Source organism: Diplocloster agilis (assembly GCF_019042275.1).
In the GTDB taxonomy this organism is placed as follows: Bacteria; Bacillota; Clostridia; order Lachnospirales; family Lachnospiraceae; genus Diplocloster; species Diplocloster agilis.
Genome location: NZ_JAHQCW010000069.1, coordinates 1 through 16802, shown reverse-complemented (window position 1 = coordinate 16802; position 16802 = coordinate 1). Strand labels below are relative to the sequence as shown.

The following is a 16802-nucleotide window of genomic DNA, read 5'->3' as shown; positions in this document are numbered from 1 at the left end:
CGGGCAAGAGCCTCTGAACCGGGAACACATCACGTGTTCCTGGTGAATAGGCTCGGTTCCTGAATCCGGCTTTTCGATTTCACTTAGCGGATTCCAGCGTAAGCCCTCCGCGCCCCCGGGGAGATACAAAAGAACACGGCCGCCCGGAGCGTCCCCGTATACCGCCCCCGGTTCCTGAATCCGGTTTTTGGATTTCACTTAGCTGCAGCCAGCGCAAAGCCCTCCGCCCGCCCGGGGAGACACAAAAGGATTCCGCCGCCCGCCCTTACGCCAGCCCGCTGCTTCCCTCGATTCAGCCCGCTCCGTCCCTAAGTCAAAAAGATCCGGCCAGGGGGGAACCCCGGCCGGATCTCCAAACAACTCCTAGAAATATTTCCTGCTTCCCCAGAGGTTGCTTTTCTTCAAATCCAGATATTCATTATACGCTTTTTCCAGAATTTGCTTCTCATTTGTGAACTTCAGCAGATGATAGGCCTCGTGGAATTTATAATAGCCCGAATCTACGAAGTATTCCTCCCGCTGCGGCTTGCTGTAATAGCTGTCCGCCATCATCAGATACCAGTGTACATCTTTCTCCACCGTATCCTCCGGAACGCTGAAGGAGTATTGACTTTTACCTATATACTTGATAATCTGCGCATTGACCCCTGTTTCCTCAAGCACTTCCCTTGCGGCTGTATCCTTGAATTCTTCACCCTGTTCAACCGTTCCTTTTGGTAAAACCCAGCCTTCGTATTTATTCTTATAATTCTTATATAAGACTAAAATCTTTCCCCGAAATATAACCACACCGCCGCAGCTTGTTGCTTCAATCATTGCAATTCCTCCTGCCCGTAAGGTGTGTCAAACTGACTGTTTTTTAGTATAACTCTTTTACGGTTGATTTGCAACCCATTTCTAATCCTTGAACCGGATCTGCTTGGACACCGCTAACGCCAGCCCCATCTCGGCCATAAGGAACAAGATCGAAGTCCCCCCATAGCTGATAAACGGCAGGGAAATCCCGGTGGTGGGAATCAGGTTGATCACGACCGCGATATTTAACACCACCTGGATCGCAATATGGGAAAAGATACCGGTCACCAGCAGCGAACCATACAAATCCGGGGCGTTCCTGGCGATAAAAAGCAGGCGGTACAAAAGCAGGATAAACAGCAAAGTTACGAGCAAAGCTCCGAATATTCCCAGCTCCTCACAGATAATGGAAAAAATCATATCATTCTGAACTTCCGGTATGTAGAATTTCTGGGCGGAATTCCCCAGGCCTTTTCCGAAAAACCCCCCGTTCCCGATGGCGTACAGGCCCTGCATCGTCTGGTAAGCCCAGTCATTGGCATGGGTTTCCGGGTCCAGCCAGGCCAGGATACGCTTGATACGAAACGGCGTGGAGTCATCGATATAGGCGGAAAAATCGATGTGCTGTTTCAGATAATTGATGCCGAACACGATGCCGCCAAACCCCAGAATTCCAAGCCCCACAAAGGGAATCGTCCTGGGATGGACAATGAACAACAGGATTGCCGTAATACCTATAACGATGATCGCGGAGCTTAAATTTTCCGTCAGGACATAGAGCAGTAACGCCGCCAGCACCCCTACGCCCATAATCAGGAGGGAACCTTTGATCTTCTTGACCCCGCTTCCGATCTTCACGATCAGATAGGGAATAAAAAGGATAATGGCAATCTTCACAACCTCTGCGGGCTGCAGACGGATATTTCCGCGTCCGATCCAGCGGGTCGCCCCCTTTGCCTCGATTCCCAAGGGAGTCAGGACCAGCAGTACCATGATGAGTGAAACGATATATCCGAAAAAAGCAAATTTGATCCAAATATGATAGTCGATGTTGGCAATGAACAACATGACCGCAAGGCTTGCAAGACTGATCAGGCCCTGTTTGCGAAACCAATACATTCCATCCCCATACTGAAGCTGCGCCGCATAAGAACTGGCGGAGTACAGCATAATCAGACCAAAGCACACAAGGAATATGACCACCGCGAGCAGATTATAATCGAAATACCTTTCCCGGTTCTTCTTAAAACCATATTTTCTAGCCATTTAAATTCTCCATTTCGTTATCCTTGGTACAAGCTCTAATAAATTATTATTATAGACTAACGAAGAGCAATTTTCAACAGCTCGACAAAAGTATCTATATTTTCCTGGGCCAGCACTTCCCGCACCAGCGTCGTCCGGTCAGTGATGATGTTATCCACCCCCATACTGTTCATGCGCATGATATTTCCCTTGGCGTTGACGGTCCAGGCATGCACCTGTTTTCCGGCCTCATGAGCACTTCGGACCATGGATTCCGTCACATAGATATATTTCACGCTGAGCAGATCCGCGTATTCCAGCCTGGACACATCCCCATAGGCTACAGACATAATGTAGCCTGTCGTAATTTCCGGATTCCATTCCTTTACCTGTCTCAGGAAATGATAATCCATGGAGGTGACGATACACTGGTCTTCCATATGATATTCTTCAATCAATTCTAATACCTTCGGCACGATATCCTCGTTATGCCCGTTTGATTTGATCTCAATATTCAGGTTCAACTTTCCCTTGCAGTAATCCAGCACCTCATTAAGCGTGGGAACCGGCTCGCCTGCGAATTCTTTGCGGAACCAGCCCCCGGCATCCAGGCCCCGGATCTCATCGTAGTTCACTTCCCAGACCTTTTTATTTAATCCGGCCGTCCGCTTCAGGCTGTTGTCATGCAGCAGGATCAGCTGCCCGTCTTTTGTCTCCTGGATATCGATCTCCGCATAATCCGCCAGCTCTTCCACCGCGTTCATAAGAGCAGACATCGTATTTTCCGGGGCCGTCCTGGCCCCCCCTCTGTGGGCGGTAACCTGGGTGGATACGAAGATATCATCGGCCAGCACCACACGCTGGTTAACCAGATACCATCCGTAAACCAGCTCCAGAGCCGCGACACACATCCCCAGCACCATGGCCACTTTCTTCCGGCCAAACCTCCGGAACAATCTGCTCTTCCCATAGTCCGGCAGCTGATCCGGCAGACTCCCGCACTCCTTCGTAGTCTCCCGGTACACCGTGTAGATCAAGACCATATTACAGACGGTGCCCACCACGCCTGCCACATAACCCATACCAACCCGGATCCAGTCCTCGATCTTCAGCAGGACACCCAGCGCAATAGCGGCATCCTTAGTAAAATGCACATACACCGCCGCCAGAAAAGAGAACAGAAAATAAAACCCAAACAACACTACAACCAACGCGATATTCCAGACCAGCAGGCTGCCCAAAACCTTCCCATAATGCCGCCCTGTTATTTTTCGGCTTTCCGAAAACCCGTCTTTCACCCGTCCCCTTTTCATAACGGCGGACGGTACCGCCAGAAAAAGCTTCGTGCAAAGCAGCAGCAAAGCCACGCACAAAATAACCAGAACCGCCGGATACTCAATTTTCCCGACTATAACCTGAATCGCATAATTCAACACCTTTATATTAAAAAACTGCCGCACCAGATAGTGCGCGGTCAGAAACGGCATAAGCGTGAGAATACCAGGCAGCCACATCAGCCGGTTCTTCCGTATAAAGATCTCCATCTGGCGGCTTCCGATCAAAACAATATCCGTAACGGCAGCTTTGACCTTCCTCTCCGAATAATGGAAACACCCCATCAACACGGACACCTCAAACAGAAGCAAAAACAGCATCACGATCCCATAAACGCCAAACAACAGAATCGTGAGCGGATTTTTTATAAAATCCAGAAAATTTTCCGCCGTCAGATAACTATACCCCTGTCTTTCCAGCAACAGCAAAATCCCCTGCCGCAGCAGATAGAGCAAAGTTGCCGAAATCGCAATATGCAGCCCCACCTCAAACAGCAGCAAACTCTTCCAATTAAAATTCAAAATCTCTCTAGCTTTTCTAAACCAGGTCCGCATAACAGTAACCTTCTATTCGCATATTATTTTTGACTAAGGGCCGGAGCGGGCTGCTGCAAGGGGAACCCGGGGTGGGCGGGGAGGCGCTGACGTGCCGGGAGCCAAATCGCTTCGGCCGGGCCTAAGAACGGGTAACTCCGAAGAGGACGAAACCTCTCATTAGCAGGACCCGGGGCAAACTCGCCAAAGTACGGCTCAGACAGTGCCCCGGGTCCTGCGAGGTTTCGTCCTCTTCTGCGTAACCCGTTCTAAGGCCCGGCCTCAAGCGATTTGGCTCCCGGCACGTCAGCGCCTCCCCGCCCACCCTGGGTTCCCCTTGCAGCAGCCCGCTCCTACTTTGGTGAAAGCCAAATTCCATAAGTTTTTCGCTTCATTAATTATTGCATAAGTAATGAGTATTAGGTACAAAACTAAACTTATAGTAACGTAGGGAGGAGAGGAAAGCGGCAGGGCCTTGGGGGAACCGGCTGCAAATCTCGTGGGGCCAAACCGCATCGGCCGGATCTTAGAACGGATTACACAGAAGAGGGCAAAACCTTGCAGGACCCGGGTGGTTCTTCCTGGGGTTTGGGTATGTCAGCTGCTCAGGGCTTGGAACCGCGGGCGGTATACGGGGACGCTCCGGGCGGCCGGGTTCTTTTGTATCTCCCTGGGAGCGCATAGGGCGGCTGTGAATACGCTTAGTGAAATCTGAAAGCCGGGTTCAGGATGCACGGCGGACTTCACGTCCGACGGGCAAGAGCCTCTGAACCGGGAACACATCACGTGTTCCTGGTGAATAGGCTCGGTTCCTGAACCCGGCTTTTCGATTTCACTTAGCGGATACCAGCACAAGCCCTCCGCGCTCCCAGGGTGACACAAAAATCCCCCGGCTCGGGGAGCACCCGGCAGACATGTGCCCGTCAAGCCTCAGCCTGAAGCGCAGGGCCGTTCCGCCCGGAGGAAGGCCAATCCCATCCCCGATCCTTGCAACTCCCCCCTCTCACCCAATCGGTTCCGCCGGAACGAACACCCTGCTTTGGGCAGTATCCTCAGCAGGCCGAACCGCTCTGGAGGCTGCCTCCTCGCAGAAATACATTTGGGAGTCCACCAGTATTTTCCCGCGCTTGTCTATTTTTTCGTAGCTTCCTTTTTTATTGAGAATGTGGGCCTTTACGTTGTCTTCCAGCTGGACCTGGAGGATATGGATCACCTCTTGTTTTAACGTTTCGTTTTCTACGGGGAATAAGATTTCTACCCGCTTATCCAGATTACGGGGCATCCAGTCGGCGCTGCCCATATAGATCTCTTCCTGCCCATTATTATAGAAGTAAAAGATCCGGCTGTGCTCCAGGAAATTGCCCACGATGGAACGAACGGTAATATTTTCACTGACTTTCGGTATGCCTGTTTTGAGGCTGCAGATTCCCCGGACGATCAGATCCACCTTAACTCCGGCCGCGGAAGCTTCATAGAGGGCGGCGATGATATCCTGGTCACACAGGGAGTTCATCTTGGCGATGATACGCGCCGGCTTCTTTTCTTTTGCGTGCTGGGTCTCTCTGCGGATCAGGCTGATGAACCGGTCTCTCAGCCAGATCGGGGCCAGCGCCAGCTTATGCCAGGACAGAGGCTCGGAGTAGCCGGACAGCATGTTGAAGACGGCGGTTGCGTCTTCCCCGATGGCTTCGGAACAGGTCAAAAGTCCCATGTCCGTATAGAGCTTTGCCGTGGCGTCGTTATAATTTCCGGTTCCCAGATGTACGTAACGGCGGATGCCGTCTTCTTCCCTGCGCACGACCAGGGTGATTTTACTGTGGGTTTTCAAGCCCACCAGACCGTAGATGACGTGACAGCCCGCTTTTTCCAGCATCTTGGCCCAGACGATATTGTTTTCCTCGTCAAATCTGGCCTTTAGCTCTACCAGAACGGATACCTGCTTTCCGTTTTCCGCGGCCTGGGCTAACGCCGCTATGATCGGAGAGTTGCCGCTGACCCGGTAGAGGGTCTGCTTGATGGCCAGGACATCCGGATCTTTAGCGGCCTGTCTTACGAAGTTGACGACCGGGTCAAAGCTCTGGAACGGATGGTGGAGCAGGATGTCGCCGCCGCGTATCTGCGTGAAGATGTCTTCGTCGGTCATGGTCTCGGGCACCGGAGCGGGTACATGCGGTTTTGCTTTCAGGCTTTTGTAACCGTCCAGGCCGTATAGTTTCATTAAGAAGGTCAGATCCAGCGGACCGCTGATTTTGTAGATGTCTTCTTCCTGCATCGCAAATTCCCGCTTCAGGATTTTTAAAAGCCGCTTATCCATCTTATCTTCCACTTCCAGATGAATGACTTCCCCCCACTGACGGCGTTTCAGCTGCTTTTGTATTTCTTTTAACAGATCCGCCGCCTCGTCCTCGTCTATGGTCAGATCGGCGTTTCGGATGATCCGGTAGGGATGGGCGCAGATGATATCATAGCTCAAAAACAGGGACTGAATGTTCCGCTCGATGATCTCTTCCAGCAGGATGACCGTGGTCTCTTCTTTTTTCCCGGGGATCTGAATGATTCTGGGCAGTACGGACGGAACCTGTACGGTGGCGAATTCGAATTCTTCCCGGCTCTTTTCCTCTTTTTTTACCAGCAGGGCCGCGATATTTAACGTCTTATTGCGGATCAGGGGAAATGGCCTGGAGGAGTCCACCGCCATGGGAGTCAGCACCGGGTACACATTTTCCATGAAATATTTATCGACAAACTTTCCTTCCTCTTCGGTTAAGTCTTCGTGATAAGTGATGATTCTAAGACCTTGCTGCTTTAACGCGGGAAGGAGCGAGCGGTTGTAGGTGGAATACTGAAGCGCTGTCATCTCGTGAAGTTCTTCGCTGATTTTAGACAGCTGCTGCGATGGGGTCATACCGGCGATGTCTGGTTTGGTATACTCCGCATGAACCATATCTTTCAGAGATGCGACACGTATCATGTAGAACTCATCCAGATTCGACGCGGTGATGCTTAAGAATTTTAAGCGTTCAAAGAGCGGTATGCTTTTGTCTCTCGCCTCGGATAATACCCGGTCGTTGAATTTGATCCAGCTTAACTCCCGGTTCATATAGTATTCCGGTTTTTTATAATCGTTCTGTTCCATAAGCTCTTAATCCCTCCCTATATTTTCTTTTTCTGCTTAATTTTTGGCTGTATGCCGAACACTTCCTCAAAGAAACCTGCTTTTTCCGGGAAAAGCTCATATTCCAGGGAGATGTCCTCCACCGTGTTAACTGTGATAATCAATTCTTTTTCCTTTAAAGCGGCTTTACAGTTTTTAAATTTCTGCTTATGGCTGCGGTCCAGGGCGTTGGCGACTCTTAGGATGGCCACCAGTTTCGCCATGATCTGATAACTGCCCACATCCAGCTGGTCCTTATCCACGATGTTGTCAAAGGTCTCAAAATCCAGCGTGTTGTAGCGCACCACATTGGCTATGATCTCGCGTTCTTTGTGGGAAAGGCCGATGATTTCCGTGGACATGATGATGCTGTAGGAGCACTCCGCCACTTTTACCAGGCTGATGTATTTTCCACAATCATGCAGGAGCACCGCGATCTGGAGCAGCAGACGTTCCCGCTTTCCCATTCCGTGTATTTTCTTCGTGGCGTCGAACAGGCTCATGGCCAGCTCAGATACCACGGCGATATGAGTTTTATTGCACATATATCTCTTGCCGATGTTCTTGGCCGCGTTCAGGATATCATTATCAAAATTATGCTGGAATTTGATGATTTTATTCTGTTCCGCGTAGTTGTACGCGATTCCATCCGTGAGTTCCACACCGGGAGCCCAGATATAGTCCGCGCCGATCTCGGTCACCAGCCGCCGGTAAATCACAAGAGCCGGCAGAATCATGGCGGAATTTTCCGCCGGAACGCCCAGCTCCTGTGCGATCTGCTCCGGAGCCTGCTCTCCCGCCTCGTCGCAGAATTTCATAAAATTCTCACAGGTGACAAAGTGTTCCTGAGTATCCTTATTGATCCGCAGGATCATCTGGGTGATGAATTCACCTACGATAATAATATTTTCGATCTTCTGTTCCTTCTGATAGAGGCGGCGGAAATTGTAAATATCCGTGTTGATCATCTCTTCCACAATATCGCCGTAGCGCAGGCTGCTTCCCTCCAGCGCCGCCAGCCTCTCCCTGATTCTTAAGGTACCGAATCTCAAATTATGGGTGCTCTGCAGGCTGTCTTTGTCAAACAAAGAAATCTGTATACTGCCGCCGCCCACGTCAATGATCGCCGTTCCCTTCTGGATGATCGAGCGGAAATTTGTCTCCTTTGAGGCGATGGACTTATATCCCAGGAACCGCTGCTCGGAATTGCTTAAGACCTCTGCCTCAAAACCTGTCCGGGTACGGATCTGATCCAGCACCAGGATGGTATTCTTCGTCTCCCGGATCGCGCTGGTGGCACAGATTCGGTAATCCGAAACCCTGTACTCTCCCATAATCCGTTTGAAATCCTGAAGGACCTCGCAGAGCTCTTCCACTAATTCATGGCTGATCCGCCCGGAACGGTAGGTGTCCATCCCCAGTTCGATCCTGTGGCGGATGTGATCGATCTCCCGCATTCCCAGCTTGGAAGACAGCTCAAAGATTTTCATGCTGAGTTCATAAGAACCGATATCTATTGCTGCAAAGGTTGTATATGGCATGCCTCTTCTCCCCTTTATGACACATTTCTTTTTATTTTACTATCAATCTCAGGAAATGGCTAGGATCTTTTGTAAAATTCAAGTAAAACCTGGGTTAAGGGGTATTGCCGCTTATTGCATGCTGTCCACATCAATCAATAGAATCCCAGGTGTACAGCAAAAAAGCCCTACCAGGCGTCTCCTGCACAGTAGCGCTTTTTTCGTTTTCTTATATTTGTTGTTCTATCGTCCAGCTGTATCTTCCGTTTCCTATTTCAATCTGCTTTTCTTTAACATGGACAATACCTGTCACATTCGGTGGAAGCAATACCTCAAGATATATAGTATCTTCCTCTTTCTTCCAGTGTACGCTGATTCTGCCCTGTACGGAATCATATTCTGTTTTTGCCCATTTAAGGCCACAGGAATAGTCCGGATTGATTCTGACTTTTTTATACCCGGCTTCTTCCATTTGTAATCCGCCGATTCTGCGGTAAATAAAATCACCTACGCAGCCAAACGCAAAATGATTATAAGAAGAATTCGTTCTGGTACCCTCCGGCAGTATGGCCGCCCAGTTTTCCCATATGGTTGTGGCACCAAACTGCAACGCATAGAACCATCCCGGACGTTTCTGCTGAAACAATACACGATAGGCCGTCTTTGCCTCCCCATTTTCACAGAGAACATCTAGAAGAAACGGAACAGATAGAAAACCTGTATCCAAACTGTCACCGTTTTCATGGATCAGATCAGCAAGCCGCTTTACTGCCCCCTGTCTCTGTTTTTCTGTCAACATATTCTGGGATAATGCCATCACATACAATCCTTGCAATGACTGACGCATACATCCGTCCTCTGTCACATACTCCCGGCAAAACACATCTTTTCCCCGCTGACACAACATCCTGTAATGCAGGGAATCTTTTGTTTTCCCGAGAAGTTCTGCTATTTTTTTCATACAGTCTGCCACATACACCATATAGCCGAGAGCCATTTCTTCCTTGGTTCTCAAGGCAGTCTCTATGGGCTTATGGGTAGATGCTACAATGCTTGGAATCAGCCAGTCCCCAAAATGAAATAATTTTCCCCAGCCCAGCAGATCCACTCCGGCCTTTGCTTCCACATAGTCCATCCAGGCTTTCATCATCTGATAATTTTCTTTTAATATGTCTGTATTTCCATATGCACGGTATATAGCATAGGGTACAAGCACACAGGCATCCCCCCATCCGGCGGAACTGATATGTGGATCCCCTGTGTTCCCACCCACATATTTATTGCTGTCTATATCAGGAACCACTTGAGGTATCTGTCCATCCACATGCTGCTCTATCCGCATATCTGAAAGCCATCTGCACAGAAAACTCTGCATATCCATATTAAAAACTGCAGTTGGTGCATAAACTCCCATATCCCCGGTCCATCCTGCGCGCTCACGCTGCGGGCAATCCGTAGGTATACACACCATGTTTCCCTGCTGGGAACGGTATATATTGTCCTGCAGCTGATTAAGACGTTCATCAGAGCATCTGAAACTTCCGGTCTTATCCTGCCGGCTTGTCAGCACACAGATTGTGAAGTCTTCTGCTTTTACTTCTTTCAGCCCGGTTATCTTTACATAGCGGAAACCATGAAAGGTAAACCGCGGCTCATAGAGCGTCCATGCGCCAGCCGGAACAATGCGATCTTTCTGGTTCTTGTTCTGCCCCATAATATTCTGCATGAAATTCCCGTCCTGATCCAGAATCTCACTATGTTCCATACCGATTTCCACACCAGGCTCCGTATATGTGGCAAACTTCGTAAAACCGCAAATATTTTCCCCGGCATCCAGTACCGCTTCTCCTTTTGGTGTATATAGAAGCTTTGGTTTAATCTCTTTCACACAACAGATCGGGTCTATGCTCTGTGCACAAAGTGTCTCATAGCCGTACTCCTTTTTCTCCACATATTCCCATCCTGCATCATCAAAGCCGGGAGCTGAGAATTTCTGCGGCACTCCCTCTTCTCTCAGATATTCCCCAACAAACAGATCTGCATAGACATATCCGCCTGTATGCCATTTCACTGTTTCATCAGAACATATGGTTTCAGCAGTTCCATCCTCATACTGGATTTCCATCTGGAAAATCACGGCATTTTCTTTTCCATACTGCTCACCGATGCCCATGAGGCCGATTTTTCCTGTATACCAACCGTCGGCCAGTATGATGCCTATTGCATGAGGCCCTATTTTCTCCAGCAGTTTTGTTATATTATAGGTCTGATATTCTACATGTTTTGCATAGGCTGTATACTCCGGAGCAAGAAGATTGCTGAACTTATGTCCATCTATCTCACATACATAAATTCCCAGAGCTGTCATATAAAGGATCGCTTTTTTTACCTTTTTATCTGCTACAAATTCTTTTCTCATGTACACTGGAGCATCCAGAATTGCTTCCGGATATTCCAGGGAATGTACCGCACCTGATAAGATTGCCCCGCTGTCTGTCACATCACGAACAGGCTTTCTTTCACGCACAGGCTGCACCCACGCAGCTTTCCAAAAGCTCTTCTCCAAAATGCCCGTGGTAATCTCTGCCTTTTCACTGACGGCTCTGTGACCGTGAGAATCCACGCTGGTAAGCTGCCACTGATAAGTTGTTCCACTTTGCAATGCCGGTCCAGTGTACAAGATGTGGTCTGTACAGGGAGACTCAACATTGCCGCTATCCCAGAGTATCTCATTTTCACGCCAAACTTTTATGCTATAATATTTCTGATATGTATCCTTTTGTGTGCTCTTTAATTTCCATGAAAAACATGGAGTCTGATCGATGCCCTTAGGATTCATTCTGTCCAGACATCGCAAGCTGTATATTTCGTATTCCTTCATTTTTATCTCCTCTGTTTATTTCTTATCTATATTCCAACAAAGTACACAGATCAGTCCCAGCACAGCAAACACTGCCGGTACAATAGAGCGGGTAGCCAATATACCCATCAACGCCTGTTGTGTCTGCGGCTGGTTTGCAACATACCCTGTAGCTGCAAGCAGAAAACTTACAGCAGCACTTGCGACAGCCTGTCCGGCTTTAATGGCAAAGGAATTCATGGAAAAACATGCACCATCTACTCTGTATCCCTCTTTTGCAGCTACATATCCGGCTGTCTGTGACAGCATGGTAGTAATTGTCACCAACAGCATGCCGGTAGAAAGTCCCACTGCTTCAAAACAGATAAACAATACCGGAAGAGAACCTTTTCCCACAGCAAAGACAATAATGCCGGCCACTATATCTACAGCAAACGCTGTCGCTGTCAGAATCCTTGCAGTAAATTTCTTCATCAGCACCGGTGCAAGAACAGAAGTAATAATACCTGATCCCATGCATATTCCCATATAGGCGCCAATCATATCCGGTCGGCCCAGAAAGTAGATCATATAATAGGTTCCTGCTATAGTCGGTAGAATCATGGTAAAAGATGTAAATACCATAGCCAAAAGCACCAGTACCAAAGGTTTGCACATGATTTTGACAAATCCTTTAAATACATTTGCCTCCTGCGGCAGTGTGTCCGGTACATTCGTTTCTTTTGTACAAAAATATGTAATTAATGCAAACACCACAGAAATCACACCGATAAGTACCATGAATATCGGATAACCTTTTTTCAAATTCTCACTGGATTCGCCACCGCCCAGTTTGATAATAAAGTTGTATGCAGCAGCGGAAGCAATGAACATACCAATGGTTGTAAAGGTTCTCGCTGCACTGATCAGCTTGTTCTTCGTGTTTTCATTGGTTGATAAAGATGGCACCATAGACCATAGCGGTACATCATATGCCGTAAAAATCATACCTGTAATCGTATAGGTGATTGCTGCATAGGCAATCTTTCCTCCTGTACTAAAATCCGGTGCCAGGAAACATAACACGCAGAATACTGCCAGAGGAATGCAGGTAAATAAAATGTATGGTCTGTATTTTCCTCTTTTCGTAACCGGACTTCTGTCCACAACCACACCCATCATAGGATCATTGACAGCATCCCAGATCTTTGTAAACAAAAAGATCATTCCTGCTGCTATGGCCGGTATTCCAAATACATCTGTATAAAACAGTAGCAAATACGATCCCATGACACCAAGTGCCAGATCTTTTCCAAGACTTCCAAGACCATAACCAATAATCTGTGCTCCGTTCATATCTTTTTTCTCATTCATCTCTAAGTTCCTCCTTTTTGTAGTATTCTAAGTATAGCAATACTTTTTGTCTTTGAGATTGGTCTGAGGGAACCCTTTATGATGTATTTTTGTAAGATATCTTTCATATATTGGCAAATATTCTGAAATTTATTATAATCTAAAGCATAGAACCTGATTTTACCAGGAAAGAAAGGACTCAAATGATATGTCAACACGTGCATTTAATCATTATGTAGAAATGTATTACAAAGAACACTCCGATTTGCCGGATAATATTGATGCATTAAAAAATATTTATGCCACACCTGAATCTACAGCAAGACTGTACATTAATATCCTGAGCAGATCTCCCTACAATATTGAACTGATTCGTCATCCCCTGGAAGCAAATGCACGATCAAAACAGCATTCCCATGATTATTTTGAACTGATGTATGTTTCGAAGGGAAGCTGCACACAAAAAATTGGAAATGTGCAGGCAAATCTGAAAGCTGGAGATTTCTGTCTTTTGAATCCCTATGTTACGCATGTAATAGATATTGATTCTCCTGAAACTTTTCTTTTTAATATTGTCATCAAACCGAGTATTTTCAGAGCCTCTTTTCTCTGTATGCTGACTGGCAATGATCTAATCAGCAATTTCTTTGTTTCATCCCTTTTCACAGAATCTCAGCAGAAATCATTTTTGATGTTTAGTTCTGGCGAAAATGTGACAGCCGTGAGTCTAATTGAAACTCTTATCCTTGAATTACTGGATAAGAAAATGGGATACCCGAAAGCTACTGAAAATTATCTTGCCCTTTTTTTTCTTGAACTGGCACGTTCCCAGCAGAATCGTCTTGATCAGGAAAACTTTAATATCATGGGCAATAACCAGCTTTCTGATATACTGGCTTATATCAGTCAACACAAGCAGGACGTATCTTTAAGTTCTGTAGCAGAACATTTTCACTACCATCCTAAATATCTTTCTTCCCTGATCAAAAAATATACAAATAAGAGCTTTTCTGAAATTCTGCAGGAATCCCGCCTGCAGGAGACCTGTGACTATCTGAAAAACACGACCTGCACTATTGATGAGATTGCACAGCTAACGGGATATTATGATCGCAGCTACTTTAACCGCATGTTCAAAAAGAACTTTGGTCTGACACCTGGAGAATATAGAAAACAGTTCAGTAAGTAATTTTTTTAAATAGCCTCATGAACATCCTTCAAAATATTTTTAAAGATCATTACGAAGAAATTGAATATACTTTTCATCCCCGTCCAATTGTTTTGCAAAATATTGAGTAGACGATTTGCTGCGGGGATCCCTCTTATAGCAGTGCCATGTATGGCTGTCCTACCTGCGGTAATAAATACTGTATTGACCGCTCTACTAAGATGTCCTTTAAACTTATTGACAGTACGTCAGGCTACGATTTCGCTATCCCTTCTTCTCACCCACACTTCACAGTGTAGACCTTGGGAGTCGCTTTGGGGTTCGTCGGCAACTACGCCCCCTGTGGACTTTCACCACGGACTGATGACATGCCCGTCATACACAAAAAAAGCTCCGGAAATATTCCGAAGCTAACATGGTATGTACACCAAAGCAGTCCGTAGGGGAATCGAACCCCTGATTCCGCCGTGAGAGGGCGGCGTCTTAACCGCTTGACCAACGGACCTTAATGACTGGCACTTGGATATCTTATAACAAAATAATAAATTTTGCAAGTGTTTTTTACAAATTTTTTTAAATTTTTTATCCGATTATAAAATTACTTATTTCTTATATCGGGAATCCCCCGCAGTTTGGACAATCTCCCCCCACTTCCCGTTACCTTCTCTTTCGCACTGCTGTTTCTGGTTGACTATATATTAACTCCGATCTAGACAAAAAATCATATTATCAGGCGAGCTCTCATTCTTTTACAATCAAGAATTTCCGGAGAGTTTATCCACGGCAAGAGAAACATTTGGCTGAAAATAAATATCTTTCCCTCTATTACTCTCGTACATAAAATCTCTTAATGGCTTGCTTGTATATTGGGAGAAATCGCCGTATATAGCAAATTTCACTCCATAGTTTATAAACTTTTGAAGTATCTCTCCTGCCATACAGGTACTTAAAATGAAAAAATCGTCTACAATTGTCTCTTTATTTACCGCAATATTCTTACATCCAGTTTCATATTTTACACTCATAATCAAATCCAACGCTGACTGAACATCTGTGATTAAGTGTTCCTCACTATATATAACAGCAACTGATACTTTATTCTTTTTTACAACTTCCATTTTCATTTGTTTACCTCCATCCATTTTATATACTTAACAGTATCCCATCAACACATGCCCAAATCCATCGTATGACCCGTTGGATTTTTATATTGTTCATTTCAACCTCCTGTTATTCGTATAAGTTGTCTATCAAATGATCAGCCATAAAATCAAAAACTTCCAAATGATTTTGTGGTAAAATATCTTTATTTTTGATATTCATAATCAGCGAATAAATAACCGAAATAGCCAAATTGGGATCTATTTTAAATTTCATAGCAGGGTGACGAAGAAATAGTTGTCTACTTAATTCTCCTGCTTTTTCCATTTCTTTTGCCTGTTTCTCTGATACTTTGTTCATTAAAATTGTATAGTCGGCAGTATCCGAACCGTACAAAAAAGAATTCTTATCATAAGCTCGATAGACAAGTTTCAAGGCTTTTACCACACCTGATTTTCCTTTTTCTTCTTCCATTACCGCCGCAGCCATTTCACAAATTTCATGCTGTGCAGAGCATAACACCTCACAAAAAAGTGCTTCTTTTGACTCAAAGAAAAGATAAAATGCTCCTTTTGATATACCAACCTGTTTACATATTTCATCAACACTAGTTTTTTTATAGCCATACTGTGTCCAGTTCTGTTTGCAAATGTCTATCAAACTTTTTCTGATATTTTCTTTTTCTCTTTCAGAAAACTTACGTGCCATCATTCATTCTCCTCTTATGACTCAAAATACTTTTTTAGTCATAGATATGATAGCATTTAAATTTTAAATAGTCAAGCCAGAGCTAAAAAAATTTACTTTTCATTGATTCGTCCTGTCTATCCTGCTGTCATTAAACAATTTTGACAAGTGTATTAGACATTGCCATCTTTGGATTTTTATTTTATACTGGTGGAATATGATTTCTTATCCAAAGATAAGTCTTTCTCATGCATCGAACATTTTCTTATCAGACACTCGGATAATGGAATCCCGTAAGGAGGTTGTTTACATGTTAAAATTTGATCCGACTCTCTATGCCGATAAACCCGATCCGCATAACCGGCTGCCAAAAGAAATGGCCGTCTATGAACTGCTGGAGCGTCTGCAGATCCCTTATCTGCGCGCGGATCACGAAGTGACTGCTACCATCGAAGACTGCCATGAGATCGACCAGCTGCTCGGTATCTCCATCTGCAAAAATCTGTTCCTATGTAACCGGCAGAAAACGAATTATTATCTGCTGATGATGCCGGGCGAGAAGCCGTTTAAGACGAAAGACCTCTCGGCGCAGATCGGTTCCGCCCGGCTCTCTTTCGGAGACGCGCAAGCTATGGAGCAATATCTGAACTTAACGCCCGGTTCAGTTACCGTTCTGGCCCTCATGAATGATCCCGAGCAGCGGGTCCGCCTGCTGATCGACCGGGATGTGCTACAGCAGGAGTATATCGGCTGCCATCCATGCATAAATACGTCCAGTCTTAAGATAAAGACTTCCGACATACTGGAGAAATTCCTCCCCTATGTGGGGCATGTTCCTACCATCGTAGACTTATAGAAGTTAAAAGGGGACATGTCCAATTCGATCCGGTTCTTCCTCGGGCTTTTAGGTATGCCCGCGGCTTAAGGACGGGAGTATGGCGGTGTCCCGGAATGCTCCGGGCAGCCGGATTCTTTTGTGTCTCCCCGGGAGCGCATAGGGCGGCTGAGCTCCCGCTTAGTGGAATCAAAAAGCCGGGTTCAGGATGACCGGCGGACTTCACGTCCGACGGGC

11 protein-coding genes, 1 tRNA gene and 1 pseudogene are annotated in these 16802 nt (G+C 46.3%); 3 read left to right on the top strand and 10 right to left on the bottom strand.

Translation table 11 applies throughout. The features are described 5' to 3' along the window. Positions 1–363: 363 nt before the first annotated feature. The 7 genes from KTH89_RS24030 to KTH89_RS24000 form a co-directional block, all read right to left on the bottom strand. Positions 364–816, bottom strand: coding sequence for an NUDIX hydrolase (locus KTH89_RS24030; protein WP_158344145.1), 453 nt, complete (start codon positions 814–816; stop codon positions 364–366). 81 nt (positions 817–897) lie between these two features. Next, complete coding sequence (locus KTH89_RS24025; protein ID WP_158344144.1) at positions 898–2061, bottom strand: FtsW/RodA/SpoVE family cell cycle protein; 1164 nt, start codon at positions 2059–2061, stop codon at positions 898–900. Positions 2062–2117: 56 nt separating this feature from the next. Next, positions 2118–3929: a glycerophosphodiester phosphodiesterase gene (locus KTH89_RS24020; RefSeq protein WP_158344143.1), complete on the bottom strand. Its 1812-nt coding sequence runs from the start codon at positions 3927–3929 to the stop codon at positions 2118–2120. A gap of 982 nt (positions 3930–4911) precedes the next feature. After that, the gene (locus KTH89_RS24015; protein ID WP_238723394.1) at positions 4912–7044 is read right to left on the bottom strand and encodes an RNA degradosome polyphosphate kinase; all 2133 of its coding nucleotides are present in this window, start codon (positions 7042–7044) and stop codon (positions 4912–4914) included. Between the two features lie 17 nt (positions 7045–7061). Continuing rightward, the gene (locus tag KTH89_RS24010; protein ID WP_238723393.1) at positions 7062–8603 is read right to left on the bottom strand and encodes a Ppx/GppA phosphatase family protein; all 1542 of its coding nucleotides are present in this window, start codon (positions 8601–8603) and stop codon (positions 7062–7064) included. Between the two features lie 208 nt (positions 8604–8811). Continuing rightward, positions 8812–11463: a family 78 glycoside hydrolase catalytic domain gene (locus tag KTH89_RS24005; RefSeq protein WP_238723392.1), complete on the bottom strand. Its 2652-nt coding sequence runs from the start codon at positions 11461–11463 to the stop codon at positions 8812–8814. A gap of 15 nt (positions 11464–11478) precedes the next feature. Then, a complete protein-coding gene (locus KTH89_RS24000) occupies positions 11479–12795 on the bottom strand; it encodes an MFS transporter (protein ID WP_238723391.1) in 1317 nt (438 codons plus the stop codon). A 187-nt stretch (positions 12796–12982) separates the two neighbouring features. On the opposite strand from KTH89_RS24000, the gene KTH89_RS23995 reads away from it, so the two are divergent. After that, positions 12983–13963 (top strand): AraC family transcriptional regulator, encoded by a 981-nt coding sequence (locus KTH89_RS23995; protein WP_238723390.1) that lies wholly within the window; start codon positions 12983–12985, stop codon positions 13961–13963. Positions 13964–13980: 17 nt separating this feature from the next. Next, positions 13981–14184 (top strand): annotated as a pseudogene (locus KTH89_RS25295) (IS91 family transposase); the annotation flags it as partial. A 191-nt stretch (positions 14185–14375) separates the two neighbouring features. Here KTH89_RS25295 and KTH89_RS23990 read toward each other — a convergent pair. The 3 genes from KTH89_RS23990 to KTH89_RS23980 all read right to left on the bottom strand — a co-directional run bounded on the left by KTH89_RS23990 (position 14376) and on the right by KTH89_RS23980 (position 15754). After that, positions 14376–14447, bottom strand: a tRNA-Glu gene (locus tag KTH89_RS23990). 250 nt (positions 14448–14697) lie between these two features. After that, a complete protein-coding gene (locus tag KTH89_RS23985) occupies positions 14698–15066 on the bottom strand; it encodes a DUF4180 domain-containing protein (protein ID WP_158348718.1) in 369 nt (122 codons plus the stop codon). Between the two features lie 106 nt (positions 15067–15172). Further along, positions 15173–15754, bottom strand: a complete 582-nt coding sequence (locus KTH89_RS23980; RefSeq protein WP_238723389.1) for a TetR/AcrR family transcriptional regulator — start codon at positions 15752–15754, stop codon at positions 15173–15175. Positions 15755–16040: 286 nt separating this feature from the next. On the opposite strand from KTH89_RS23980, the gene KTH89_RS23975 reads away from it, so the two are divergent. Further along, on the top strand, positions 16041–16586 hold the full coding sequence (locus tag KTH89_RS23975; RefSeq protein ID WP_158348720.1) for a prolyl-tRNA synthetase associated domain-containing protein: 546 nt from the start codon (positions 16041–16043) through the stop codon (positions 16584–16586). The last annotated feature ends 216 nt before the right edge of the window (positions 16587–16802 follow it).

What these genes read in the sequence shown, in the direction of transcription:
- KTH89_RS24020 (WP_158344143.1), bottom strand. Translation starts at nt 3,929, where the DNA reads ATGCGGACCTGGTTTAGAAAAGCTAGAGAGATTTTGAATTTTAATTGG.
- KTH89_RS23980 (WP_238723389.1), bottom strand. Translation starts at nt 15,754, where the DNA reads ATGATGGCACGTAAGTTTTCTGAAAGAGAAAAAGAAAATATCAGAAAA.
- KTH89_RS23985 (WP_158348718.1), bottom strand. Translation starts at nt 15,066, where the DNA reads ATGAAAATGGAAGTTGTAAAAAAGAATAAAGTATCAGTTGCTGTTATA.
- KTH89_RS23975 (WP_158348720.1), top strand. Translation starts at nt 16,041, where the DNA reads ATGTTAAAATTTGATCCGACTCTCTATGCCGATAAACCCGATCCGCAT.
- KTH89_RS24015 (WP_238723394.1), bottom strand. Translation starts at nt 7,044, where the DNA reads ATGGAACAGAACGATTATAAAAAACCGGAATACTATATGAACCGGGAG.
- KTH89_RS24030 (WP_158344145.1), bottom strand. Translation starts at nt 816, where the DNA reads ATGATTGAAGCAACAAGCTGCGGCGGTGTGGTTATATTTCGGGGAAAG.
- KTH89_RS23995 (WP_238723390.1), top strand. Translation starts at nt 12,983, where the DNA reads ATGTCAACACGTGCATTTAATCATTATGTAGAAATGTATTACAAAGAA.
- KTH89_RS24025 (WP_158344144.1), bottom strand. Translation starts at nt 2,061, where the DNA reads ATGGCTAGAAAATATGGTTTTAAGAAGAACCGGGAAAGGTATTTCGAT.
- KTH89_RS24000 (WP_238723391.1), bottom strand. Translation starts at nt 12,795, where the DNA reads ATGAATGAGAAAAAAGATATGAACGGAGCACAGATTATTGGTTATGGT.
- KTH89_RS24010 (WP_238723393.1), bottom strand. Translation starts at nt 8,603, where the DNA reads ATGCCATATACAACCTTTGCAGCAATAGATATCGGTTCTTATGAACTC.
- KTH89_RS24005 (WP_238723392.1), bottom strand. Translation starts at nt 11,463, where the DNA reads ATGAAGGAATACGAAATATACAGCTTGCGATGTCTGGACAGAATGAAT.